8 protein-coding genes are annotated in these 26,526 nt (G+C 63.7%); 7 read left to right on the top strand and 1 reads right to left on the bottom strand.

What is annotated here, in order from left to right:
* Positions 1-49: 49 nt before the first annotated feature.
* The gene (locus tag C1Y63_RS00850) at positions 50-6,205 is read right to left on the bottom strand and encodes a non-ribosomal peptide synthetase (RefSeq protein WP_106014578.1); all 6,156 of its coding nucleotides are present in this window, start codon (positions 6,203-6,205) and stop codon (positions 50-52) included.
* Between the two features lie 96 nt (positions 6,206-6,301).
* On the opposite strand from C1Y63_RS00850, the gene C1Y63_RS00845 reads away from it, so the two are divergent.
* From C1Y63_RS00845 to C1Y63_RS00815, 7 genes are all read left to right on the top strand, one after another.
* Positions 6,302-8,134 carry an ABC transporter ATP-binding protein gene (locus C1Y63_RS00845; RefSeq protein ID WP_158256047.1) on the top strand — a complete coding sequence of 611 codons (1,833 nt, stop codon included), beginning with the start codon at positions 6,302-6,304 and terminating at the stop codon, positions 8,132-8,134.
* Positions 8,134-9,969 (top strand): ABC transporter ATP-binding protein, encoded by a 1,836-nt coding sequence (locus C1Y63_RS00840; protein WP_106014576.1) that lies wholly within the window; start codon positions 8,134-8,136, stop codon positions 9,967-9,969. The genes C1Y63_RS00845 and C1Y63_RS00840 overlap by 1 nt, the downstream gene beginning before the upstream one ends.
* Before the next feature lie 3 nt (positions 9,970-9,972).
* On the top strand, positions 9,973-11,199 hold the full coding sequence (locus tag C1Y63_RS00835; protein WP_106014575.1) for a class I SAM-dependent methyltransferase: 1,227 nt from the start codon (positions 9,973-9,975) through the stop codon (positions 11,197-11,199).
* 69 nt (positions 11,200-11,268) lie between these two features.
* Positions 11,269-20,457 (top strand): type I polyketide synthase, encoded by a 9,189-nt coding sequence (locus C1Y63_RS00830; protein WP_106014574.1) that lies wholly within the window; start codon positions 11,269-11,271, stop codon positions 20,455-20,457.
* 141 nt (positions 20,458-20,598) lie between these two features.
* Positions 20,599-22,152 (top strand): ABC transporter substrate-binding protein, encoded by a 1,554-nt coding sequence (locus C1Y63_RS00825; RefSeq protein ID WP_106014573.1) that lies wholly within the window; start codon positions 20,599-20,601, stop codon positions 22,150-22,152.
* A gap of 262 nt (positions 22,153-22,414) precedes the next feature.
* Positions 22,415-23,302, top strand: a complete 888-nt coding sequence (locus tag C1Y63_RS00820; protein ID WP_158256045.1) for an ABC transporter permease — start codon at positions 22,415-22,417, stop codon at positions 23,300-23,302.
* Entirely contained in the window at positions 23,299-25,653 is a 2,355-nt protein-coding gene (locus C1Y63_RS00815; RefSeq protein ID WP_106014571.1) for an ATP-binding cassette domain-containing protein, read from the top strand. The genes C1Y63_RS00820 and C1Y63_RS00815 overlap by 4 nt, the downstream gene beginning before the upstream one ends.
* The last annotated feature ends 873 nt before the right edge of the window (positions 25,654-26,526 follow it).

Genomic DNA, 26,526 nt, shown 5'->3' with positions numbered 1-26,526 from the left:
TGGGGTGATCGTGCGGGGAGACGTCGCGATGACGGTGGCGTCGCCGCAGCTAGCTGGGGGTCGTCCGCCGACGTGCGGCGGCCTGTGCGGTGGCCGCACGGCGGGATCCTCGGGCTCGCCGTTGGGTCGCTCTCGCGGTAGATTCCGGGCTTTGCGCCTGGGGCGACAGGTGTTGCACGGTGCCGGAGAAAGGCGGTGGTGTTTCCACTGGCGGTGGTGACGGCACTACGGCGGAATCCGGCTGACCTGCGGGTGCCGTCGTAGGCGGTGACCCGTGGGCGGCGGCGCGGGCGATGAGCAGGTCGCACAATTGGGTCACAGTGGGGTGTGTGAGCATATCGACGACCGTCACAGCGATGCCCTGCGTAGCGAGGGATTGTTGTCCGGCCACTAGGTCGAGTGAAGATAAGCCTTGATCGAACCACGGCACATCGGGTGCGGCACCGTGCGGATCGTCCGCCCACAGCGCAGCGATGAGCAGGTCCCGCAATTCTGCGCGGGTTCGCCCTTCCAGGGTGGGTGCGTGCACCGGTGGCTCACTGCATTCAACCTCGGTACGGTGTGCGACTGCAGCGACAGGAGCTATGAGCTGCGAGGTGTCCTGGGCGGGCATCTCTAGCTCATCCATGGGTACGAGAAGCGCAGTGAGGAAAGCGCGGAACATCTCGTCGAGCCGAGCTTCGTCGACGATGGTGACATTGGCGTCCCAATTCATGACGAGACGGTCGTGTTGCTCGAAAAGCTGCACGTCGAGAAGCATGCCCGGAGTTTGGGAGATAGCGTAGACGGGGGTGCCCAGGTCGGCGAACAGTTGCGACGCATCGCCGGCGACGCCGGCTGCACTGGACAAAGACACCGTTGGTGTACTGATCCCTGCCTCCCGGAGACGGCGTAGGTCCATATTGGCGTGACGGATTTCAGATGGATCTGCGACGTCGAGACGGCGTCCAATGTCGTCCCAGTAGTCGCGGTGCACGGCGCTGCGTGCAGCCGTGAGACCACGGCTGAGCGGAACTGTCAGCAGCGCGGTGTACGTCAATTCGCCGGCTGTTTCCCCAGGGTGCATCAACGCTGTCGGGTTCGTGGTGACGATGAGTGAACAGTCTTTCCCTGGAGACAGCACGAATGCCAGCGCGCACACAGCCATCTCGGTGATCGTCATTCCTGCCTGCGCCGCGTGTCGGCGCAGCGTCGCACTGTCGCGGGAGTTGAACTCGTGGCGCCAGCGCACGTAGCGGTGGCGTGTTCCTGCAGGATGCTGCGGATCATCAGCGTGCGCGGCGCGGCCGATCTGGCTCAAAGGCAGCGACGGACCTGGTGCCGGGAGAGGACGCGCGTTGTCTTCTTCGCGTCGTCCTTGCGGTTCGGGCTGCTGCGTCTTGTTCTCCAGTGGCAACCGCACCGGCGGCTCGTGAGCCACGGTGCCCGGGGAGACGTATTCGCGCATGACAGCGTCGCAGATCGCCACCGCGCTCGCGGCATCAATGAAGAGCACATCGAGGTCCACTACGAGTCGCCACACTGATTTCGTGCGGTCACCCTCAGCGGCCGAGTGAGGTGTCGTCGCCCGTAGAGTCGTGCGCACGGCGGTGATCCCCACGAGCGGCGCCTGGGTGAGGGGCAACACACGAGTCGATGTTTCCTCACGGAGTCGCCGGAGAAAGCGATCTTGGTGTTCTTCCTGCCAGTCAGAGATATCGATGGTGTGGACCGTGACGCGTGCCCCGGGGTCAGTGATTGTCTGCGCGTTCTCAGTGGCGCGCAGCCTCAGACAGGTGAAGCGCGAGACAGCAGCATCCCAAGCCTGTTGGAAGCGCTGCGGGTCGAAATCGGGGAGTTCCACCTCGCCGTAATAGTGAGCGGCACTGTGGGCACCATAGAAAGGAGTCGCGCGTCCGAAAAAGTATGCCAACTGCATCTCGTTGAGCGGCATGGCGTCGTCATGCTTTTCGTGGGCGGATGCGCGGGCCACTGGTGGGCTCGCATCGGCGTGGGCGTGCGTGGTGCCGTTGTCATCGTTGTGCTTCTTGAGGAGAGACTCAACAGCCTCGAGATGTGAGTCCAGGGCCGCGAGGGCGTCGACGGTGTCCGCGAGCGCGCGAAGACGACCGCCCAGGGCCGCGAGCGTGGTGTCGGGCGAGACCGCGTGTACTTCAGTCGCACCATCGTGAGGCACGCGGAGATCCGGGAAGGCGGCGTCAGTGGGCGCAGGGGAACTTCCCCGATCGAATTCATGGGGAAGCAGACTGTCGGCGCTGCCGTCTGCCGTAGTGTCCTGCGTGCTCTGGATGGGCGGGGCGGGAGTGTCACCACGATACTGAGCGTGGGGCTCAGCGAACCGTGCTGCGTCCACACATGCCGGGGTGTTCGATGCTGCAACCGGAATGAGATCGTCGATGATCGCCTGGGCAGAGGACGCCTGAATCAGGTGCGCGAGGCGTGGTCGGGGGAGACCATGGCGCTCCCAGAGGGTGGCCAACCGCACGAGCCCCAGGCTGTCGAGCCCCAGCTGCAGGAGTGTCGCCGTCCCCCATCGATCAGCCGGCGCGTACTGGGAAAGGAATTCTTCCACTGCGCAGACCAGGTGATGTGGCTGGGGCGGGTCAGCATCCGGGCCGTCAGGTGCAGGTTGCTCGAGGACACCATCGCCAGCCTCCCCGGCCTGTGGAACAGGGGGATGGGATGCTGCTGCAGACGCATTGGCTGTGTCCTGAGTATTACTGGCTACCGTCGAGGCTGGTGCTTCCGTCGACCCGGTCAGTGCAGCAACATCAACTTTGCCATTTGCCGTCAACGGCAGCGCTGGCAGGCCGACGATGCGGTGCGGCACCATGTAGCTCGGGAGCTGTGTTCGTAGTGCGGCAAGCATCGCGGCAGTATCGAATGCGCTGGGATCTTTTCCCTGCTGTTCGGCAGCAGCTAGATCTCGATGAGCGACATAAGCGACCAGTCGGGGCCGGCCGTCGGGGCCGGCGACGGATTGTACGAGTGCCCCTCGTACCCCGGGTAGGCGCTGCAGTGCTGCCTCGATGTCGCCGAGCTCAATCCGGAAGCCATTGATTTTGACTTGACGGTCGTTGCGCCCCAGGAACTCGATCGTCCCGTCGGCACGCCAATGTCCCAGATCGCCCGTGCGGTACAGGCGTTGCTGCAGCGCAGGATGGTGGATAAAACGTTCTGCGGTTTTCTCGTGGGCTCCGAAATACCCGCGTGCGACACCAGCGCCGCCGATATGGAGTTCCCCTGCCACACCCAGACGACACGGCTGGCCGGCGTCGTCGAGGATGAAAAACTGCTGCCCGGTTAAGGCCCGTCCGTAGGGAATGCTTGTCCACGCAGGGTCGACGACAGGGCGGTGCTCTGCCGAAGCATCAACCGCGTTGCCGAGAGGGTAGGTAATCGACCAGATCGCCGCTTCCGTGGCACCGCCGAGGCTATGGACCCGGGTGGTGGGACTGATCTGATGCAACCGGCCGGGGAGCTGAATGGGGATCCAGTCGCCGGAGAGAAACACGTCACGGAGGCTGCTCAGTGGGGTCGGGCTCAGCGGCCACGGCGTGGCGATGGTGGGGTGATCAGCGCTCGATAGTGTTTCGACGCTATCGACGACGAGTTCAAAGGTTGCGGGGGCAGAATTCCACACAGTCGCTTGGTGCGTGTCAACGAGATGCGTGAGGTACAGCGGGTCGATGGCGTGCTGGGGTTCCGGCACGACGAGACAGCCACCGGAACCAAGAACGCCGAAGATATCGAAGACCGATAAGTCAAAGCTCAGCGCGGAAACCCCAACGACCGTGTCGTAAGGGCCGATACTCATCCGGCTAATGATGTCGTCGATGGTGGTCCTGGCTTGACGATGCTCGATCGCCACACCCTTCGGTTCTCCGGTGGAACCCGACGTGAAAATGATGTAGGCCAACTGCTCCGGTAGTGCGTTGGGCAAGGACTCGGCTGCGGCGGGAAGCGAGACGCAGTGGCCATAGGCATCGACTTCACAGACTGTGATTCCTGCTGTGCGGAACACCTCCTGATCACTTCCGGGGGCAACGAGTGCCAGGACTGGCGCTGCTGTGCGGAGAACAGAGGCCACACGGCGGGCCGGCCACGAAGGGTCAACAGGAACGTATGCCGCCCCGCTACGTACGACAGCCAGTGTTGCCACGATCTGCCCAATGCTCTTGGGGAGCGCAATCACCACCAAGGGTTCCGCCTCGGTGTCGCCGCTGGTGCGGCGATGGGCTGCAAGACGGGCAGCAAAATCATCGACGAGTGCGTGCAGCTCCCCGTGCGTCATGCTGTCGACCCCACAGCGTAGGGCGGTGCGCTCGGGGTAGCGCTCCCGTGCCACGAGCCAGGGGTCGTGGATGAGCCCTTGATCTTCCGGCAGCGCAAGATTCGTCGGCTCCTCCATGGGCACATGGAACGGCATCCACCCTAACGTCGGGCCCGTCCACGTCTCTTCAGAAGCGAGTTGCTCCACGCCGCGCAGACACGCGTCTGCGAAGCTGTCCCAATAGCCCTCGGGCCATGCGCCACAACGGACATCCCAGGTGAGGACCAGTTGATTGTCCCGCTCCCACACGAGGTGATCGACCAGCACCTGGGGGGTTTGTGAGAGCCCCGTCAGCTTCGTGCCGAGCCACGCGTCACAGTCTGCGTCGCCGACGCCCAATGTGGAGGTAAACACGATGGGGTCAGAAGCGCGCAAAGGAGATTCGCCGGCGGCCAACTGGCGGCGCTGCCGCTCGCGGGACGCGGGGTACGCCCGATGATCAACGCATTGCCACAGCGTGTGAGTCATGGCGCGGAGGAACTCGAGCATCGGCGCAGAGAAGTCGATCGGTGGTACGTCACAGAGTGCGGTGGTACTGAAATCACCGAGCAGAGGATCCTCTGCTGTGTTGCCGGTGTCCGCGGGCTGGTCGTAGACGGTGAGGTTGATAGAAAAACCCTCGGCGCTGTCGCCGTGCGGCGTCGTAGGAATGTGGTGCGGTGTGGCGGCGTTATCTCGCTGGGCCTGGTCTCGCTCGTGCGGAGCGGTTGCTGACGCGAGGATCCGGAAACGGTCGAGGGTCAACGCATAGACCGCGAGCACGAGTGCGCTGGGGGACACCCCATAGCGTGTGCACAGAGATGTCACCTTCTCCCAGCTCTTGTGGGGGAGCACGCGCTGATATCGCCGCGTCTCCGTCCTTGCGTCTGCGGCAGTCAACGGCAAGGTCGGGGCGGGGTAGAGGGGCTGCTGGCTCCAGAACTGTTGTGCACGTGCCAGCGCAGCCGGGCTGGGCGCCGTGGGGTGAGGAAGGGCATGTCGGGTTTCCTGCTGCTGGAATGGGGTGCGTACCGTGCGACCCCAGATTTCCATCAGGCGCGTCCACGAGCGGAAGTCGAGCAAAATCGCGTCGCAACTGACGTAGAGTCGCACTGCCCCTTCGGGGAGCAGGATCGCAGTCAGTGCAAACAGTGGGAATTTCTGGGGATCGAAGACCAGGTGAGTGAGGGCATGATGTGCGGATTCCAGGGCTGCGAGTGCTTGCGTGGAATCGTGATCGCGGAGATCAATGCGATCGATGCCCACATTCCGGCAGTCGTGGCGCTGGACCTTCAACGTGCCGTCCTCGGTGACTGCGCTGCGGAGGAGCGGGTAGTGCTGGAGAACCATCCGCCATGCGATTTCCAACACGGATAGCGCACGATCGACGTCGGAAGTGTTTGCCGTCGCGTCGACGTATATCGCCAGTGGGGAGCGCAGAATCGCAGCGACATCGAGGACGTAGTCGTTGCACCAGTGGGAACCAACCCCGCCAAGTTCAAACTCCTCACTCCTGCCAATCCAGTATGCGGTCTGCAGATCGCTGAGGGGTTGTCCATCTGGTGATGAAGACCGCTGCGGTTCGGAGGTGTTTGTCACATCAGATGTGCAACTACCCCCGTTGGCTTCCCCTGTATGGGGGTAGCTGAGGCGTGCCAGTTGGGCGATTGTCATGTCGCCCATGAGGTCGGCGAGTGGCAGCGAGATGTCATATTCGACATCGAGGATGCGCTGGAACCTCACTGCATCAAACGAGGTCAGGCCGCAAAGATGGAGCACATCATTCGGGCCGGGGGTGTCTGCTGTAGTGGGGGAGGTGAGCCCCAGGCGTGTGGCGGTAGCGAGGAGTGCAGCCTCAACATGCTGGGCCTCATTGCCATCTCGGAAATTCATAGTTAAATCTATACCGCAAACACTAAAGCTTCGCTAGGCTAAAAGCGCATGAATTTTCAGATGTCTCCACCGGAGCCCACCAGTGAAGGAGTTGTCGTGACTGACACTCACCCCGTCGTCGATTCGACGCCGTCCCCTGCACTCGCAGTGCTATGGCGTCTCGCGGGCCCAGTGCGGGGACAGCTCGCCACGGCCATGGTGTTACAAGCGCTGTCGAGTATCTCCGGAGTGGTGGGTCTTGTCGCGGCAATCGTGGTGGTGCAGCACGCGCTGCGGGCCGGTAGCCAGACGACTGCTCTCACCGATTCTCTTCCTGTGGCCGCGCTGGCTGTCGTCGCGTTGGGCCTGGTTGGGCGGGCAGTGCTGTTGGCTGCTGCCACCACAGTTAGTCATGCTGCAGACACTCGACTCCAGCGCCATCTCCGTGGCCGGGTGGCGGACTATTTGGAATCGCTCCCCATTGAAGAATTTCAAGGTCGAGACTCTGCGTCGGTGAAACGCATGCTCACCGACGATGTTGGTGCTCTCCACAATGTGATGGCCCACGCTGCGATTGATGCGGTGTCTTCTGTTGTGACCCCGATTGCTGCTGTGGCTGCGCTCTGTTGGTTGTCTCCGCAGGCTGGTCTAGTCGGCATCATTCCCGCACTCGTTGGTGCACTGATTCAGCTACGGCATGCCCGATCCTCCGGGAACAAGATGGCGGAGTACTCCGCCCACGTGCAAGCTCTCGACAGTGCCGCAGTTACTGCAGTCGAGGGCGTCGCCATCGCGAAGGTGTTTCTGGCCGCCGATGATGAAGGTCACGGTGCAGACGAGTTTCGTACGGTCGCGCAGAACTATGCCAGGTTTGTCCGCCGGTGGGCCGTGAGCGTGGGGCGCTCCATGGCGGTGGCTGAGGTCTGCCTCGGGGCAATTCTGGCCTGTAGTGCAGCTGTGGGTGCCGGCGTGCTCTTCGGCGCCAGCGTGGTCCAGATTGTCGCCGCGACCTTGTTGGCGCCCGCGGTTGGTGCTGCTGTTCTTCCTTTGGCCTACGCTGTTCAGAGCATCGATGCGGGTGTCGCCGCAGCTCAACGCCTTGATGCGGTGTTCAGTCCGCAGCTGAGTCCCGCGTCATCAGCGTCATGTTCCTCTGCTGTCGGGTTCCCCGATGATTGGCAGCGCATCGAATTCAGTGACGTCACGATCTGTCGTGGTGGACGCGAGATTGTCTCCGGCGTCAACGCCACCTTGGTGCGCGGCCGCAGCATTGCCCTTGTTGGTGGTTCGGGTGCCGGCAAAACAACCCTCGCGTGTGCTCTTGCAGGCTTGTATCGTCTCGACCGGGGAGAGATTCGGATTGTCAGTCCACGCGGCACAGTGTCAATCGCAGAACTCACCATGCCCCAGTTGGGGGAGCACATCGCCTTTGTAGGCCAGCATCCCGGGGTTTTGCACGCGTCTGTCGCCGACAACGTGGCGATGAGCCAGGACGCGGATCTGCAGCGCGTTGCGCAGTGCGTGCGTGACGCAGCGTTGTCTCCTGCCGTCCTGCACCCTGGGGGCGATGGCAGCGCAGAGGGTACGGACGACAGTGCCTGGTTGTCGGCCCGGGTGGGGGACGAACTCGAACTCTCAGGCGGAGAGAAACAAAGGCTGACGCTGGCCCGGGCGCTGTACCGGGACATGTCCCTGCTGGTTCTGGATGAGCCTACGGCTGCGATCGATGTGCTCATCGAGTCGACAATCGACGCCACCCTGCGTCAGCGACACCATGCTGGTGTCACGGTGCTGCGCGTGGACCACCGACTGCACTTCGCTCGCACGGCGAGTGAGGTGTGGGTGATGGACCAGGGCAGGCTTGTGGAAGTGGGGAGCCCAGCCGAGCTTCTCGCGCGCCCGGACAGCGCCTTTTCCGCCCTCGCTGCACACAGTGGGGAGGATTCCTGATGATGGCCCGTACCCATTCGTCGCAGCCCCACCGTTCGCCCGCAGCGGGACTCTGGTCGGCGTTGCACCTGTTGTCGCCCGGCGATGCCCGGAAGGTGCGGCGCGCGAGCGCTCTCGTTGTTGCCAGTACGGCGTGCGAAGTCTTCGCGATCCTCACCCTGGTGACAGTTCTGACGCATCGGGACGATCCTGTCCACGTCGGAAGGCTGGTGGCGTTGGCGGTCGGTGCTACTGCCCTGTGGGCGGGGATGCATATCGCCAGTGTGTTGGCGTCGCGCGATGCCGGTTACTCCCTCGCGGATGGCGTGCTGGAGACGATCCGCACCACCCTCGTGGCATTGCCGCTCAGTTGGTTCCGGCCGTCGCGTCGTGCGGAGGTCGCATCGTTGGCGACGGCAGATGTGATGCAGTTGATGTCCATTCCGGCGCATCTGCTGCCGCGTATCATTCCGGCCGTCGTGGTCCCCGTGGCGTGCGCAGCTCTGGTAGCCTTCCGCGATCCTGTGGTGGGATGTGTGGCCTTCGTCGCCATCGCGTTGTGCTGGCTGGGGGCCTGGTGGGGGCGAGAACTTGTGGCTCGGAGCGATGGTCAACTGCATGCGGCGCAAAAGACAGCGGCGGCCGTCGTCTTAGAGTTCGCGCGCCTGCAGCCAACCCTGCGCCTGTCGCATGCCGAACGGTTCGGACGCGGCCGCATTGATGCTGCCTTGGACCGGGTGCAGCGCGATACGCTGCGCATGATCCGGGTGGTGTTGCCTGGAGTCACGATTTTTGCTGTCGCAGTGCAGTGCGCGCTGGCGGTGCTCATTGTGCTGGCTGCGTGGCGAGACTTTCACTCGCCCGATGGGGTCGATGGCGTTCGTTTAGCCGTGACAGTTTTCCTCATTGTCCGCTGCATTGAGCCGCTGCGGAGCCTCGCGGAACTGGCTGCAGCGACCCGCATGGCACTCAGCGCGGTGGGGCGGCTGCAGGAGATGCTGTCCACACCAGTGCTTCCCGTGATGTCTGCCGCTGAGGCCGCGCAATGTGCGGCAATTACGGAGCCGCCGGAGAGCGATGCTCCGCACGCAGTGTGTGAGTTGCGGCAGGCGAGCATGCGATACCCGGGCAGCGTCGCCGGCGTGGAGGACATCACCATGTGCGTCATGGGGCCTGGCCTGGTGGCTGTGGTGGGTCCCTCCGGGTCGGGGAAATCGACGCTGCTGAAACTGCTGGCGCGGTTCTATGACTGTGACGCGGGCGCAGTGTTGCTCGGTGGGCGCGATGTCCGCACGATGAGCGTGCAGGACGTGGCACGCGAGGTGAGCTTCGTCTTTCAGGACACCTACTTGATGAATCGCAGCTTGCGCGACAACATTCTGGTAGCGAACCCGCAGGCCAGTGAGGAAGAACTTGATGCCTGTGTGCGTGCCTGCGGTGTCGCAGAGATCGCAGAGCGCCTCGGCTCTGGGCTCGATTCCCCGGTGGGGGAAGGCGGGGAGAGACTCTCAGGCGGGGAACGGCAGCGCGTAGCGATCGCTCGGGCTGTGCTGAAGAAAAGCCCGCTGGTCCTCCTCGACGAGGTCACCTCAGCGCTGGATGCCCGCAGCCATGCCGCCATTCAGGCGGCGATCGCACGGCTGCGCACCCAAGCCACCGTCGTCATGGTGGCCCACCGGCTCAACATGGTCACCGGTGCCGACACCATCGTCGTCATGGATTCTGGGCGGGTTGAGGATATGGGGACTCACGAGGAGCTCGTGGAGCGCTGCTCGCTGTACCGCACGATGTGGGAGCGCTACCAGCAGGTGTCACGCCCCGCGCCGGTCGAGTCGTCCCCGTTGGAGGGGGGGTAATTCATGACTGGCCAGCACACGTCTTCGTCCCCCCTCAAGGCTGCGCCTGCTGTCACACCTGCGCAGTGGGATGCTCTGCAGCAGCATCATCATTTGCGGGAAAATGCCACGCTCGCCAGTATCCGTGCCACTCGGGCCCAGCTCGGGCAGGCGGATGCCAGCTCGAGGAATGATGCGCCCCCGCAAATTCCGGCCCATTTGCGTCCCATCTGGTCTCGATGGGGCGAGATTCTCGCAGCTCATCCCACGTCTGACCCGGTGCCGACTCAAAGTGAAGCAGCGCAGCTGTGGCACCGTGTTGTCGAGGTCGGTGCTGGCCTCCTGGCAAAAGCCGGTTGGGACGAGGAGCAGTGCGCGCACGAGCGTGCCCTGGACGAGTTCTTTGCCTCCTGCAGTGACCAGCTTCCGCAACTTCTCAGCGGAGAACACACTGTGCAGCAGCTGCTCTTCGCCCAGGACAGTTTGGACGCAGCTGCAGCCTTGTATGCGACGAACCCTTTGTCTCGCGAGATCAACACGTGGGTGGCCGACCGACTCGCTCAACAGGTTTCGAAGGGACACAGTGGCCGCCCGCTGATTGTTGTAGACATCGGCGCTGGGACAGGGGCGCTGGCGGACCCCATCATGGACGCACTTGGCGACAAAGAGTGCGTCTATCTGTTCAGCGATGTGTCTCGGTGGTTCCTGCATCGGGCCCGCGTGCGCTACTCAGGGCGCGCAGGACTGCACACCGCAGTCATTGATATCAATGCATCCCTCGAGGCGCGAATCTCCCAGGCGCTCGCGGACGCAGGGCTGCCTGGCGGTCAGGTGGACGCGGTGGTCTGCGGCAACGTTCTGCACAACGCCGTGGATGTCGTCGCCGTGCTGCAGGACCTAGGTGCTGTCCTCGCCGAGGACGGCAGGCTCTACGTCGTGGAGACAGGAACAGAACATTTGCCCTTGCAGATCTCTATGCGGTTCCTCATGGCTACTAACCCTGCAGTCTGCTTCCACGATGCGCGCGCGGATAGCGGGCGAATCTTCCTGAGCGCTGAGGAATGGGGCGCAGCAGCGACGGCAGCTGGGCTTGTCGTCTGTGAACACGTACCGACAGCAGATCATCCAGCGGCGTGGGTCGATCAATTCTGTATGGTCTGCGCACCTGATCGTCAGCAGCCCAAGCATCGGGTTCCTCTTCCTTGCGGGGGCCCGAATTCAGCGCCCTCGTACTCGCTTTCCTCTGGATGACCGAGACGAACACCTCTTTGCTCTTTCTTCGTCATCATTTTCCTTCTTCCCGTGGAGCTAGACAGCACAATGACAACATCACCGATGGCACCGACGGCTGAACCGACGTCCACTGTGACTTCAGTATTTCCCTCGGCACCCCGCCCCACGCCACATCCTGAGACCGCTGTGGCAGTCGTCGGCATGAGTTGCCGGTATCCTTCCGCAGCGACCCCTGCTGAGTTGCTACGGCTGCAACTGACGGGGAAGCGCGGATATGGCCCTCGTACCCCGCAGCCAACGAACCCGCTGCGGCATCATCCAGGCTTTGTGCCCACCTCGGGCCCCATCGATGGTATTGATGCTTTCGATGCCGCAGCGCTCGGTATGACGGCTAGCGCAGCCCGTGATACGGATCCGCAGACGCTGCTGATGCTGGAATTGGTCCGGGAGGTCATGGATCACGCGGGCAGTGTAGGGGAAGACTCGTGGGGTACCACGGGAGTTTATGTGGGGGCAGCGCTTCCGATCTTCCTTTTTGACACGATGGCCGATGAATTCAATCCCACAGGAGGTAGTGACCCCGTGCGCAGCCTGGATCTGCACGCACGGGCCGTCGCCGATTATCTTCCACTGCGCATTGCCTACGAGTGGGATTTCACTGGCCCAGCCGTCGCCGTGGGGGCCACGTGTGCGACCTCGCTCGTCGCTGTTCATCAGGGGATCCAAGCACTCCTCCACGATGAAGTGGACGCTGCCATTGTGGGAGGGGTGAGTCTCGTCGATATCGGCACATCACATGACGGCTACGTTGCTGTGCCCGATGGGCCGTTTTCCCTCCAAGGTCTCACCCAGTCCTATGGTGCTGATGCCGATGGGACAGTATTTACCCAAGGTGCGGGGGTTGTGGCGCTCCGGCGTCTGAGTGATGCGCAGCGCGACGGAAACCCTATCCTTGGCATCATTGTCGGCAGTGCGGTCACAAGTGATGGATCGCAGGGGCGCGCGAGTTTTCATGCTCCCTCTGTCGCCGGTCACGCCGCAGCCATCGAGGAAGCGCTCGCCGTCGCTGGACTGCAGCCGGACGACATTGGGCTCCTCCACGGGCACGGCACAGCAACGGTACTTGGTGACGATATCGAAGTCCAGGCGCTAGCAGAGGTATTCGGGCGGCAGCGCCCGGTGCCGTTGACCTCCATCAAGGCGCATATCGGGCACGCGAACAGTGCTGCAGGTATCGCGTCCCTGATTGCGACTGTGCAGGCTGCACGGGAAAAAATCCTGCCGCCCAGTCCAGTGGCGCATAGCCCGCATCCGAGTATCACTGCAGGGCAGGGCCCAACTCTGCTGGACACTGCCGTGCCGTGGAATGCTCAGGTTCGCTGGGCTGGGGTGAGTGCCCTCGGCATTGGGGGCGTCAATTGCCATGTCGTCGTGGGGGCGGATGAGCAACAGATGACCTCAATGACGCCGTTAGCTGCCCAGCATGAAACGGTCACGCCACCGGCGGAGTACTCCTCGCCCATCATTGCGTTGAGCGCGGCGGATGAGACGGCGCTACAACAGCTCGCCCACACCGTGGGGGAGATGCTGCGGGCACCAGGAACATCACCGGGGGACGTCACCTCGCGAGCATGTCATCCGATGAGCGAACCGACGACACGCGCTTCCGAGGTGGCGAGCATGTTCGCCCATCATCGTCGAACCTTCGGGCAACGGTGGGCTGTGACACCGCAGGAAGTGATGTCGTACGCTGCCGACCCGGAGCACGCCGTCACGGCACTTCCGCCGCTGCGCGCAGGGCTTCGACCCGCCGCAGTGTGGGTGTTTTCGGGAGCCGGTCTTACCCTGCGGGGAGCAGCCCGTGACATCTATGCTGAGGGCGCACATGCCGCAGCGAGCAGTCCCGCCGCGGTGTTCCGCGCGTCGGTGGATCAGATGCACGCGCGGTTCGCGGACCTCGCCGGTATCGACTGCCGCAGCATGCTGCTGACTGAGAACATCGACCCTGGTCCCACTGGTCGTGAAGACCCGCTGTTGTTGCTCTGTTCTCTCTTCGTGCTGCAGATGGCTTGTGTCGATGCCGCACACGCGGCAGGTCTCACACCGCAGGCCGTGGTGGGGCATTCGGCTGGTGAATATGCTGCTGCTGTCGTCGCGGGTGTCTTGCAGCGCGACGATGCTTGTCGTCTCGTGGTGGCTCGTGGGCGTGCGATGGCCCAAGCGCCGGTCGGTGCGATGCTGAGTATTGCTGCGACCACAGCGCAGCTACAGCAGGTGTTCGACGCTGTGGCTACTGATGACGCGGACCTCGGTGGGAGTGTCGATGTCGCCGCCTACAACGCTGATGCGGCGCTCGTGGTCAGCGGGACCCCAGCGGCCATTGCTGCCGTGTCCGATGCGTGCGCGGCTGCAGGTCTCCCGACACGAGATGTGGGGATTGCGGCAGCCTCCCACTGTCGACTCATTGACGGTGAACTGGAAGAGTTTGCTGCCACAGCAGCAACTGTGCGTTCACAGTCGGCGAGGATTCCACTGATCAGCTGTGTGGCGACTGCTCCAGAAGCTGGTGATACCGACGACGGGCCGCGCGTGGTTGTGTGCCACCCCGGACAGACGGTGCCCACAGATCACTGGGTCAGGCACATACGGCAGCCTGTCCACTTTGCGGTGGCTCGTGCCACCTGTGCGGAGGTGGTGCACAACGCCGGTTTTGATGGAGTCGTCGCGTTCCATGTCGGGCCCGGACGGGGTGTTGCCGGATTGTTCACGCATGAACCTTCGAGTGCCGCGGTCGTGAGCATGATGCCCCAGCGAGACACCGGTGCGTCTTTCGCGACGCAGCTGCGCGTGTGTGCAGGGGCCCTGTGGGCGGCTGGTCGCGATGAATGGTTGGGTCTGCTGGCGCAGAAACAGCCTTATGATGTGGCGACGTCGGAGGCAGTTCCCTACCCCTGGCAACGCACGACGGCTGTGCGCACACGCACTGAGCGCAGGGGCGCATCTGAGACCCCGCAGCTGCAGGTGCCGCTGTGGGCCCCGGCGCCTGCCGGGGGCACGTGCGCCGCACCCGCGCAGGTCTGGGTGTGGCCTCCACACCAGCAGCCCACGGTCGTGCCGGCAGAGAACGCCATTCCTTTCACCTCGCCTGCTGAGGCTGCGGGGGCCACGGAGATTCTCGTGGTTGATGCCCGTGATTTGGGAACCCAGCACAACACGGCGCGAGGCGTGGAACGCGTGGTGGATGCGGTGCAGTGGTGGCGGGACCTTCACGAGGCATGCGCGCGGCAGCGCCAGACAGGTTCTCTTCCGCAGACTCTCCTCGTGGTGCAGCACACTAGTGCTGTTGTCACTCCGGGGGATCCGCTGGATCCTGTCGCTGCCGCTGTGCAAGCGATGGTTCGCGTGTTTGCCCAGGAACACGCGGGAATGCGCTGGGCGACTCTCGATCTGCCACCTGAGTGCTCCACGGTTCCTGCAGCAGTCCTGCAGTACATCGTCGGGGCGGGGCGCCCCGGAATGCATTACGCACTGCGCGGAGGGATCGTTTTCCAGCGGCTTTGGGCAGATGTGTCGGCCGCGCCGGAGCTAGCCGCCGTGCTCACTCCTGCCTTCGATGACGCGCAGAGCAGAGGCTCTGGGGTCACGTCTGGCTCGCAGCGAGTGGTCGTGTTGGGCGGCACAGGCCGAGTGGGCACCCACATTGCGGTGGATCTCGCACGGCGGGGACACTCAGTGGTGGTGTGTTCACGGTCGCAGCCTACGCACCCCTACCTGTTGGCAGCGCTGCAAGATGAGTCGTTGTCGCTGCGCTGGATTGCCGGTGATGTGACCTCGCAGGACGACATGGCCGCAGTCCTCACCGACGGCACGGGGGAGGACATCGCTTGTGATGCGATTATCTTCGCTCCTGCTGCAGTCGATCTGTTGACGTTCGACGACATGGCTGCGGCGGGACCTGCGGCGCAGGACGAGATCCACGCGCTCGTCGGTGCGAAAGTTGCTGGCATTGATGCCGTACGTCAGATTCTCGACGGTGCCCGCGGGCGCATCCCACGGGTGGTGGTGATGGCCTCTGCAGCGACCACCGTGGGTGGCTTCGGGCTGGCCCCCTATGTGGCGGCCAGTGCCTACCTTGATGCCGTGTGCCACGGTCGTGCCGAGTGGATTGCACTGGACTGGGACCGCTTCCGAGTGGGCAGCACCGAGGAAACTTACGCCGCCTCCGAGGTGTCCCTGCGGCACGCGGTCGCCATCGACGATGCATGCACGCTGATTGCCCACCTGGTGGACGCTCCTCCGTTGCCGTCTGGTGTATGGCAGTGCGCAGTCTCGGCAGCAGAATTGAATTCCCGCTCCCGGCATCTGCAGCTCGACCGCCGAGGCCGGCTATCGCAAGACATCGTCGCGTCCACCGACGACGACACGGCGAAGTTCGCGAACGATCGGCAGCGTCAGGTGGCACGGGTGTGGGCAGAAGTGCTGGGTCGTGATGATGTGGATGCACGTACTGACTTCTTCGCCGCCGGTGGGCACTCGTTGCTGGCGACGCGAGTGCTTGCGTTGTTGGAGGAGCGGTATGGGCTGCATGCGCGCCTGCGTGATTTTCTTGATCATCCCACCGTCGAACAATTCTGTGCGCAATGCTTCCCCGTTGAGGTGGACATGCCGTCGCAGGAGGGTTCCGGCGACGACAGCTGCCTCCATGATGGGCAGGGGGATCTGAGTGGCATTGAAGGGAACAGGGGCGTTGACGAGGACCCTGAAGGGGCAGTCGTCCCCTTCCCCCTCACCCGCATTCAGCATGCCTATTGGGTCGGGCGCAGCGATAGTTACGAACTGGGTGGAGTTGGATGCCAGTTTTACCTTGAATATCGGGCGCGTGATCTCAACATCGCGCGATACCGCGCAGCATGGGACGCCACAGTGGCCAGGCATCCGATGCTGCGGGCAGTCGTCTTAGACAGTGGGGAACAGATCGTTCGCCCTTATGCACCAATGTCTCTGCCCATCCACGATGTGAGGGGCCATGCTGTCGACGAACAGCAACGGTTGCTTCAGCACCACCGCCACCGCGTGTCGACGCGAGTTGCTGATCCGGCGACGGGGCCTGTGGTGCACGTCGAGATCGTCCGGACCGATGCGGGCGATCATGTGTTGATCGCCGTTGACGTGCTCATGGTGGATTCCGCGTCGTGGATGATTGTCGACCGCTGTGTGCGTGCTTTCTACCACGACCCACACGCCACACCTCCACCTCCGGTACTGACTTTCGCGCAGGTCATGCGGCAGCAGGCGGAACTTGTTGACCGCCGCAGTGCGGAGATCGCGCGGGCAGAAGCATTCTGGGAACCGAGAATCGAGGGCTTTCCTCAGGCGCCGGCCATTGCTACCGCACCCGTGCAGCGTGAGGACCAGCGCCCCCGCTTCCGGCGGCTCGATGCTCGGCTGAGCCCTGCTGAAACTGAGGCGCTCAAGGAGTGTGCGGCAGTAGAGCGAGTTTCCCTGTCGACAGTGTTGCTCAGCGCATATGCACAGGTGCTGCATGAGTGGTCAGGGATGAACGACATCGCGATCACCGTGACACAATTTGATCGTTCGTCCCTCGTATCCTCGGAGTGGACGCAGGCCGTCGAGGAGGTTGTTGGAGAGTTTTCGTCCATGCTTCTCGTGTGGGCACGCACCATTGACGAGGACAATCCTCGCTGGGTGTTGCCTGGGCTGAGCGCCTCCGCACTCCAGGCGATGGGGGCGGAGCTTTTCGACGTCCTTGAGCACCGCGCACTTAGCGGCGTGGACATCATGACGCGTTTGTCTCGCGCCCGCGGGAGAATCGTTCATATGCCGGTGGTATTCACCAGCATGGTTGATGTCGATCACGGGCACGATCATGCGTGGTTGGGGGACTACGTCACAGGGGTGAGTCAGACTCCTCAGGTATGGCTCGATCACCAGGCGTTTATCCATCGCCACGAGTTGGTCCTCCAGTGGGATTTCGCTCACGTTGTAGAGCCTGCGGAAGCAGAACGATTTTTCGAACGCTACGTTGCGATGCTGCGGTCGGTCGCCGCAGGGACGGGGACTCGTCTCGCTGTGCCCGCAGTGGAATCATTCACCACAGCCTCGCCGGCAGCAGCTCCCGTCATCTCCGCTCAGGAGACACCGACTGTCGCGGAGAGTGCCCCTGCACAGCATGCGCAGCCGGGTACTGCGGCTGAGACTGAGCGCATCGTGATCCAGGTTTGGGCTGACATGTTGGGAATTTCTCCCGCAGAGATCACCCCGGACATCACGTTGTTGGCGGCAGGCGGAGATTCGCTGCTTGCGGTGCGCTTGGCGAACGCACTGCGGCCCCGCCTCGGATGTGTGCTCCCCGCGCAGATGATGCGCGCCGACATCACCGTACGGGACATTGTGGACATGGTGCACCAGTCCCCGCCAGCAGCGGCTGACATGCCTGGGCTGAACGCACTGGGGGAGGTCGACGCATCGGAGTCGCAGCGTGCCGCGTGGCCTTTGTTGCCTCTGCAGCAGGCGTATCTTGTGGGGCAGACCCAAACATTGGCGTTGTCCTACCCGACGGCACATGTCTACACAGATGTTCCACTGTGGAACATGAAAGAGACAGATCCGACACGGGTGCAGGCGGCCCTTCGAGCTGCATGTGATGCTGTGGCTGGGGCCCATCCAATGCTGCGGGTGCAGGTCACTGCCGATGGAAAGCAAGTATTCCGCCCGGCCTCGCGCGCAGTTCTCGATGAAGCTGTGCAGGTCCTCGTCGTTGACCTGCGGGACTACTCGCCTGAGCACGTCGCAGAGCAACTCAATGCGCATCGGAAACGGCTGTCGACAGTCGGCCCTAATCCGGCTGCTGTGGGCGGTGCTACGTGCATCGTCGGAGTCATCCTGCTCCCCGGCGGTCATGGCCGATTCATGGTGTCTTCCAGCCTGCTGGTGGTTGATGGATGGTCTGCGGCTTTGCTCGACAGATACCTTCTCCATGCGCTCACACATCCTGGGCAGTGTGCGTCCCTGGCGTTGACGTTTGCTGACTACTGTGATGCGGCGTTGGCTTTGGAATCTGGGCAGAAACAGCACCACGCGCAGTGGTGGCAGTCCCGTTTCGCGGAGCTGCCTGCCCCACCGCGGTTGCCGCGGACACAGTCCGCCCCGTGGGACCCGCATCGGGGAATCATGGACATGCTGGAGTGCCGTCTGAGTGCTCTCCAGTGGGAGAAAGTGGTCGCGCAGGCGCGTGCGCACGATGTCACTCCGACAGTGGCGGTATTTACGGCCTTTCTTGTGGCGCTGGCGGAGGTGTCACAGCAACGCGCGAGTTTGGTGACCACACTCCAGCACAACCGGCATCCGGTTCACCCGGATGTGGTGCACATGATCGGTGCGTTCTCGCACACCGCGCTTGTGAGCGTGGATCTCGGTGGAGCCCACCCGGTCGGCAGCCCGCTGACACGCAGCTTTGCCGCGATCGCCCGGGATGTGGCTGCAGCGTCTTCGGAGTGCTTGCAGCATAATCTCGTCAGTGCCGTCGAACTCAGCCGGATGTTGGCGCGGGAGCTAGGAACGGTGCAGGCGATCGCTCCGGTGGTGTTTCAATCCACGCTGGGAATGGATTCGGCGCTCGGCGGTGATCTGGCACGCGATGCCGGCCCTTTGGGCACCATCGACATCAGTGAGTTTTACCAGCAGGTTCGTACTCCGCAAGTCGAGCTCGAGCTGCGTGTCTTTGAACTATACGGCGACTGCGTCCTGTCTTTGGTGGCTGTTCCGGAAGTCTTCGGGGCTGTTCCCGAAAAGATTCTGGAAAGGGTCCACGACATTGTGGCCGGGTTGGCTTGTGAGACGGGCTGGTCAGCAGTTATTGCTCTTCCGACGGCTCGCCCGCTCCTGCTCGAGCAGCTGGCGCCCACACCGGATCATGGTGTGGGGGCTGAGGGCGGTGTGCTACCCGTCGCCAGTCATTGTGCGCAGCCATGGTGGGTGTCTGCTGTCGACGACGCAGTCACCGCCGAGTGGTCGGCGCACTGTGGTGATGACCATGCGGAGAACTTCTTCGAACTCGGCGGTGATTCCCTCACCGCGATTCGCATGATTCAGAAGATCTTGCGACACCTGCACACCCTCCTGCGGACTGAAGACGACGGGGCAAAATCCCACATGGTGGTGGAGATGCCTGCTGTTGCGGACGTGCTGGAAGGTTTCGTCGCCAATCCCACGGCGGCTGGGCTGCGCACCACGATGCTGTCCTTGCTTGGTGGGGCATCCAGCACTCGTGTCCCCCGCCAATGGTCCGAAGATACGGTCGCGGCATGTGCTGATGAGGCGTGTGTGCAGTTGCGGGGCGGGGAGGGGCGTCCTGTGTTCATGATCCATCCCTCGGGAGGGGATGTGCTCTGCTATGTCGACGTGTCGCGCAAGTTGACGACGGAGCGTCCGGTGATCGCCCTCATGGATCCCATGCTTGCGGGCGTGGACGTCGAGCTTCGTCGCGTCGACGACATGGTGGCTTTGTACGTGCAGGTCGTGCGGCATCTGCAGCCCGAAGGACCGTATACCCTCGGCGGCTGGTCGATGGGAGGTACTCTCGCCCACGATATGGCCTGCGCATTGCGCAGAGAGGGGCACCAGGTGGACCTGGTGTGGATGATCGATTCCAATAGTCCGGATCGAATTCAGGACACCCTTGCCATGGATGGGGCGCGTCCAGGTACACAGGATGATGACGAGTGCATGCTTCTTCGTCATTTGCGTTCCATGGAGGCGTACCTCGGCGTTGAGGGAGAGGTCGGTCACGACCCGGCATCCCAGGCTGGTCCTGGTGGCGAGGGGGTTGATGATGCCGCGGCGGACGTGGATGCCCTCAGGCATCGACTGGCAGAGTGCGGTGTCGATACTTCTGTCGAAGCTGTCTCCCAGCGCAGCGCAGTTTTCGCGCGTCACATTCGGTCCCTCTATGCGCACAACGCCCAGGAACTCGACGATAGTGTGCCCGTGTTGCTGTTCCGCGCGGACCAGATCTCGCCCCGCAATAGCGGTGAAGGCATGGGCGTCGACGATTGTGACGATCCATTGCTGGGGTGGCGTCCGTGGGTTTTGGGGCCACTGACTAGCCAGGGCATTGCGGCGCACCACTACTCGATTGTCCGCGCCCCGGCGAGCGACGTGGTGGCCGCCGTGTTGTCGGAGCGGCTCGCCGACGGGGATAGGACGTCCACGGGGGTCTCGGCGCACCCGCAGCCGGTGGTGGACGAACCTCCGTAGTGGGGCCGTATCCCAACCTGACGAGGTTGCTTCGGCAGGAGTCTGTACACCGCTGCCGATGCAGTCCTTCACCTTCTCTTCTCGCACCTGTGTTGTTCGTTGTTCATTGTGTGTTCCCCTGTACTTAGAAAGAGAGTCACCATGACCTCCTCTGCTTCTTTCCGTTTTTCGCGCCGCCGCTTCCTCGCGGTGACTGGTCTCGGCATGGCGGGCGCTGTGCTGGCAGCCTGCAGCAGCGACGACGGCGCATCTGCCCCCGGCGCCTCCACGAAGGATGGTGCGCCCACGGCGACGCTGGCGTTTGCGGCGGTGTCTGCTGCGAACCAGGCGACGCTCGATCCTCACGGCTCGTTGTTCTCCGAGTCGGATTGGTTCCGCCTCAGCTGCATCTACGATCAGTTGCTTCTGGATGACGGCGGGCAGTTGGTGCCGCGCCTGGCCACGCAGTGGTCGGCGAACGCCGACGCGACGCGCTGGACGTTTACCCTGCGCACGGACGCGCAGTTTTCTGACGGCACCCCGGTGACCGCCCGTGATGTGTTCTACAGCTTGGGGCGCATCGACGAGATGAAGGAACTCAACGGGGCACGTCTCGGCACCGTTGATATGGCGGCATCCCGCATCGTCGACGACCACACCATCGAACTGGCCACCAGCATCCCGGATGCGGAATTGCCGCGGATGCTCGCCGGGTTTGTGCTCGTCGTCAAAGATGGCGCCGCTGAGTTCACGGCCCCCGTCGGCTCCGGCCCCTTCGTCCTTGATGCGCTCGATGGCAACAATGCGGTGCTGACGCCCAACCCCCACTGGTGGGGTGACGACCCGAGGGCGCAGCGGCTGGAAATCAATGGCTTCAGTGACCCGCAGGCCATGGCCAACGCGGTGAGCACCGGGGCAGTTGCTGTCGCGTCCTCCCTGCAGCCGGCAGCGGCGAAAACGCTGGAGAAGAACTCCGACTACACCATCCGCCAGCGGCCCGGTTATGAAACGTACCCTCTGCTGCTGCGTGTCGACACCGCACCCTTTGATGACGTGCGGGTCCGCGACGCCGTCAAATGCGCACTCGACCGCCAAGCCATGGTCGACCAGGTCTTCCTCGGCTACGGCACTGTCGGATACGACATGATCAAGGCGGAAGACCCCTCAGTGCCGAAAGACGTGCAGCCCATCCGCCGTGACCTGGACCGGGCGAAGAAGCTGCTTGCCGACGCCGGTTATCCGGATGGTGTGGACGTGGTGCTTCACAGCACCCAGGCCTACCCGGCGATGATGACGACCGCCACGGTCGCCGCCCAGCAACTAGCGGAGGCCGGCATTCGGGTGACGATTCGGGAGCATCCTGCCGACCAGTACTGGACGACGGCCTACACGGTGGAACCCTTCACTGTCGGGATGTACACCAACACCCCCTTCGCGGTCACGGTGCGCCAAACGGTGCTCACCACCTCCTCGTGGTCGGAGACGGGGTTCCGCGACCCCCAGTTTGACGCCGACTTCGCCGCCGCGATGAGTATCCAGGACGATCAGGCCCGCAACCAGGCATTGGGCGAACTGCACAAGGTGATGGCGCGAGACGGTGGTTGGGTGGTGTGGGGATTTGGCTCCGGCCTCGACTGCACCGCCTCAGGCGTCCGGGGATGGCGGACGGGGTCGGCCCGCTACGCCCTCGACGGAGTCACCACCCAGGCCGACTAGCACCGCACAGGTCCCCGTGCTCTCTCCGTTGCTTGTGCCCCAGGCAATCGGGGCGTGAACATCCCCGCACATGCCCCGATGTCGACGGCCACGGGGACGATGTCCCTTCGAAGAAAACGATCCTCTGATGTTTCGAATGCCTCCAGTTCCTACCCGGGTGGTCAGCAATCCCGCCGGCGGTGCATTGCACGGCCCCGCCGTTGTGTCGTCAGCGTGGCGGCACCCCGCGCTGCGGGTGGTGGTGCGCTCGTGTGTCACTCTCGTGCTGATTGTCTCTGGCGTTTTCCTGCTAGCGCTGGCGCTGCCGGGGGATATTGCGACCCAATTGACGGGTGCCGATCACGCTGCCGCAGATGCCCTGCGTGCTCGTTTTCACCTCGATGAGCCGTGGTGGCGCCGGCTGGGGTACTGGTGGTGGGCGGCACTGCAGGGCGATTTGGGCGTCTCGTGGCTGACAGGCACTCCTGTTGCCGTCACTGTGTGGGGGCGGTTGCTTCGCTCCCTCGTCGTGGTGGTCCCTGCGTGGGTGGCGGCCATGATTCTCGGCGTCAGTCTGGCGCTGTACCAGGCGGCCCACCAAGGCCGCCGGCGCGCAGCAGCCGCGAATGCCTTCGCCGCAGTGGTCGCCGCAATCCCGGAGGCGGTCATCGTCGTGCTGCTCATCGTGGTCGTGGCCGTGCGTCTCCAGTGGTTGCCTGCAGTGTCTCTCATTCCGGCGGGCCAGTCTCCCTGGCATTACCCGCGGGCATTGGTGTTGCCGGTGGTGGCTCTCGCACTGCCAGTCAGCGCGTGGGTGTCGCGGATGGTGCGTGGCCCCGCTGAGGAACTGTTCCGCCTGCGGCTGTATACGGCCGCGCGCCGGCGGGGGAGAAGCACACACGATGCGATGCTGCGGATCGTGGTGGTGCGGCTGTTGCCGGTCGTCATTCAGACGGCCGCGATCAGTGGTGTCGGTCTGCTGAGCTCCGGGGTCGTCGTCGAAGCTTTGGTGAACTACCCAGGCCTAGGTGGGTTGCTAGCCCACGCGCTGGGCGCGCGGGATGTGCCCGTCATCCAAGGGATCGCTGTGGTCATTTCCACGGTGGCGATCGCCACCTATGCGCTCGCGGATGTGTCCGCGGGTGCGCTCGCACGGAAGGTGAGTCGATGAGAGTCTTCACAGGTACGGCGACGCGGCGCACGCTTTCCACGTCGTTTGGCACGGCGTGGATGTGGGGTGCGACGGTGCTGCTGGGATGCACGGTGGCGGCGATCCTGTGGGGTGCGTCGGCGGCGGGGGATATCACCACTCCACAGGGGCTCCCCTTCGACCCGGAGGTGGGTGTGTGGGGAACCGACCACGTGGGCCGTGATGTCGTCCGCCGGGTCGCTGCCGGCGGTACCAGCTTGTTGGTGGCGCTGCCGATTGGTGTCGCGACAACGACGTTGGTCACCATGGTGGCGTTCGTGTCGGTGCAGCATCCGCGCTGGACACGGTGGATGTTTCACGCCTCGGCGTCCCTGCTGGCGGTTCCCGCAGCCATCATCGTGCTTACTGCGGCGAGTGTATTTCCCTCCTGGGTGGCCGTGTGCGCAGCCATGGTGGTGCTCGGGGTACCGCAAGGCGCCCGACAGCTGGCGGCAGCGGCAGCACCAGTATGGACGTCGGGTTTTGTTGATGCCGCTCGTGTGCGCGGCGAGTCGACGTGGTCGATTGCCATGCGGGAACTGGGGCCGGCGCTGCTGCCCCTGGTGGCCGCCGATGCGGGGGTGCGTTGTCTGGCGGCCATGCAGCTGCTCATCGGGGTGCACATCTTGGGCTTGGGGCCGGTGGCGCCGGCCGCAGACTGGGCATTAATGATCCGTGAGAATCTTCCCGGGGTGCAGCTCAATGGCGCGGCCGTGGTCGCCCCAACGGGGGCGATCGTTGTTGTCATGGTGGTGGTGTTGATGTTTTTTGACGCCCTTTCCCACACCCTCGCACCACCGCCGGCGCACCGGCGCAGCCTTTCACACCACGAGCGCCGCACGGTGTCTCATGCCGCCTGCGCGGACACTAACCCAGCACCGGGGGCACTGACCACCCACGACCTTATCCTCGAATGCCCGGGCAGCACCCCCATCGTCGTCGGCGACCTTGAGGTGCCCCGCGGCACAGTTCTAGGGATCACAGGCCCGAGCGGATGTGGGAAAACGACCCTGCTTGCCGCCCTCGCCGGCACCCCCACCCCGGACTGCAGAGTCACCGGGCAGGTCTTCTACCCCTGGGGAGACGAGCTGGGTGTTGTGACCACACGCCCCTGGGGGCGCCGTCGACACCGCCGAAACGTTCGCCAGCGCGTAGGAATTGTGGAGCAAGATGCTCAGGCCACACTCGACCCTGCCTGGTCGCGGCGTGCAGCCATCGGCGACGGGCGTCGCCTCACCCGTGAAAGACTCACCCGTGCACGCCAGTTGTGTAGCCAACTGCTGCTCACGGGTAATCTCACGGATTCTGCGCGGGTCTCCGGCGGGCAAGCCACACGTGTGGCACTGGTGCGGGCGCTGCTCGACACACCGGACGTGCTCGTCTGCGACGAGCCCACCAGTGGACTTGACCGCGCTGCCACGGCTGCGGTGGTCGAGGTGCTGCGTGCTGCCGCAGCACAGGGCACCTGCGTTGTCGTCAGCAGTCACGACCCAGAGTTTCTGCACGCGGTGTGCGATCGGCAGGTGCGCCTCGGCGAGCACCAGCGTGGGGAGATCTGCTTCCCTGGTGCAGCGGCCGCCACCACAGCGGCGCACGAGGTCCACCTGCCATCCCCGATGCTGAAGGCCTCCAAGGACAGCTATGTCATCGATTCGGTGGACATTGACGCTGTCGATGGGCGGCCGCTGCTGCGTGGAGTGACGCTCCACGCACGCCCGGGGGACTTTCTCGCGTTGATTGGACCAAGTGGGTGCGGCAAAACCACCTTGCTTCGCGTCCTGTTGGGACTCCACGCCGAGCGCACCCAGTCCCAGTGCGCCCACACCGACTGCGGATACGCAGCCCAGGACGCCTCTCAGGCACTCAACCCGGCGTTGTCTCTTCGCCGCCAGATCAGGCGGGCCGCGCGCTGCAACCAGTCCACCCGCAGCGCCGCACACCAGGCGGCAGACGCCATTGCTGCGGAGGTGGGGATCGCCGAGGTTGTGTCGTCGCGTCCGACTGAGTGCTCAGGGGGCCAGCGACAGCGCGCGAATATTGCCCGTGCCCTCGTCAGCGGCAGAAAGGTCCTTCTCGTGGATGAACCCACGACTGGGCTGGATCAGGCTAACTCTACCGCCATTGTGGACGTACTCCTTCGGCACTGCGCCAACGGGGGCACTGTGCTCGCCGTTACCCACGATCCTCTTGTCATGGCCGCAGCCACCAGGGTGGAAGACCTTTCCCGGTGGCAGGTCAGCGACAGTACACACGACAAACACCAGGCTAGAGAGCTGGCACCACCAGGCGACACACTATCCCCGGCGGGCCGCTCATGCCCGGCTGTGCGGTGAGGACCACATGGAGGGGCACATGCGCGTCGCCGGCCGCACAATAGATGACGTCGGCAGGTGCCCCCTCCTGCACTGCCCCCGGAGGTAGGGAAATCCCCCGGCAATGGCTGGCAACGGTAGGCGAGGGAAGCTCCGAACATCATGCCCCGGGGAAGGAGACGTGCAGAGATGTGAACTGCAGTATGTGTGCAGTCACCGTTGACCCGGGGAGAAAAAGAATTCTCTCAAATATGGCAATGTGGATCTTCCGCTATTTTTGGCCTCGCCTCGCGTTCGTCGAACAGCGGTTCCGCACCCCACCGGGCCATCAACCCCGGGCGCGTCCACGTATGCACGAAGATCCCGTGCAGCACACAGTAGATAGAAAGCAAAACAACTACGCGGCTATAACGAGGTCTCCAAGCATGCATCCTAGCCTTCGACACCCCAGCACCCTTCAACCCGCGGCGATCGACACCTCCATCTGTCTGGCTGACCGCAGTGAAGGGGTCTGCTTCGTTCGTAGGCGCAATCACCTGGGGGCTACTGCTGGGCGACTTGCTGGATCGCCGTAAGTCGTCGGAGCCAGGCAGGACTGGTGTGGTGGAGTGGGAGTTGGGCTCGGGTGAAAGAATCTGTCGCAACCCTGCAGCCGACGCTGACCTGCGTTGATGGAAAATTGTGCAAAAATTTAACGAAAACCCTGGACAGGGCAGCGAAGCCCATGTATCGTCGCGGGAAACCGTACAGTTCTGTCGGGAAAATATAAGGTGGTTTTAATGGCTAAGCGTACAGTGTCGCTGGTTATTGCATCCGTGGTGGCTGCCGCGAGCCTGGCTCCCCAGGTGCAGGGGGCCGAGTTCTACGGCCATGAGGTCAAGGGGCGGATCCTGG

The sequence above is a fragment of the Corynebacterium sp. 13CS0277 genome (assembly GCF_002994655.1).
Lineage (GTDB): Bacteria > Actinomycetota > Actinomycetes > Mycobacteriales > Mycobacteriaceae > Corynebacterium.
Note: the sequence above shows the minus strand (reverse complement) of the source record. Positions and strands in the feature narration are given on the sequence as shown.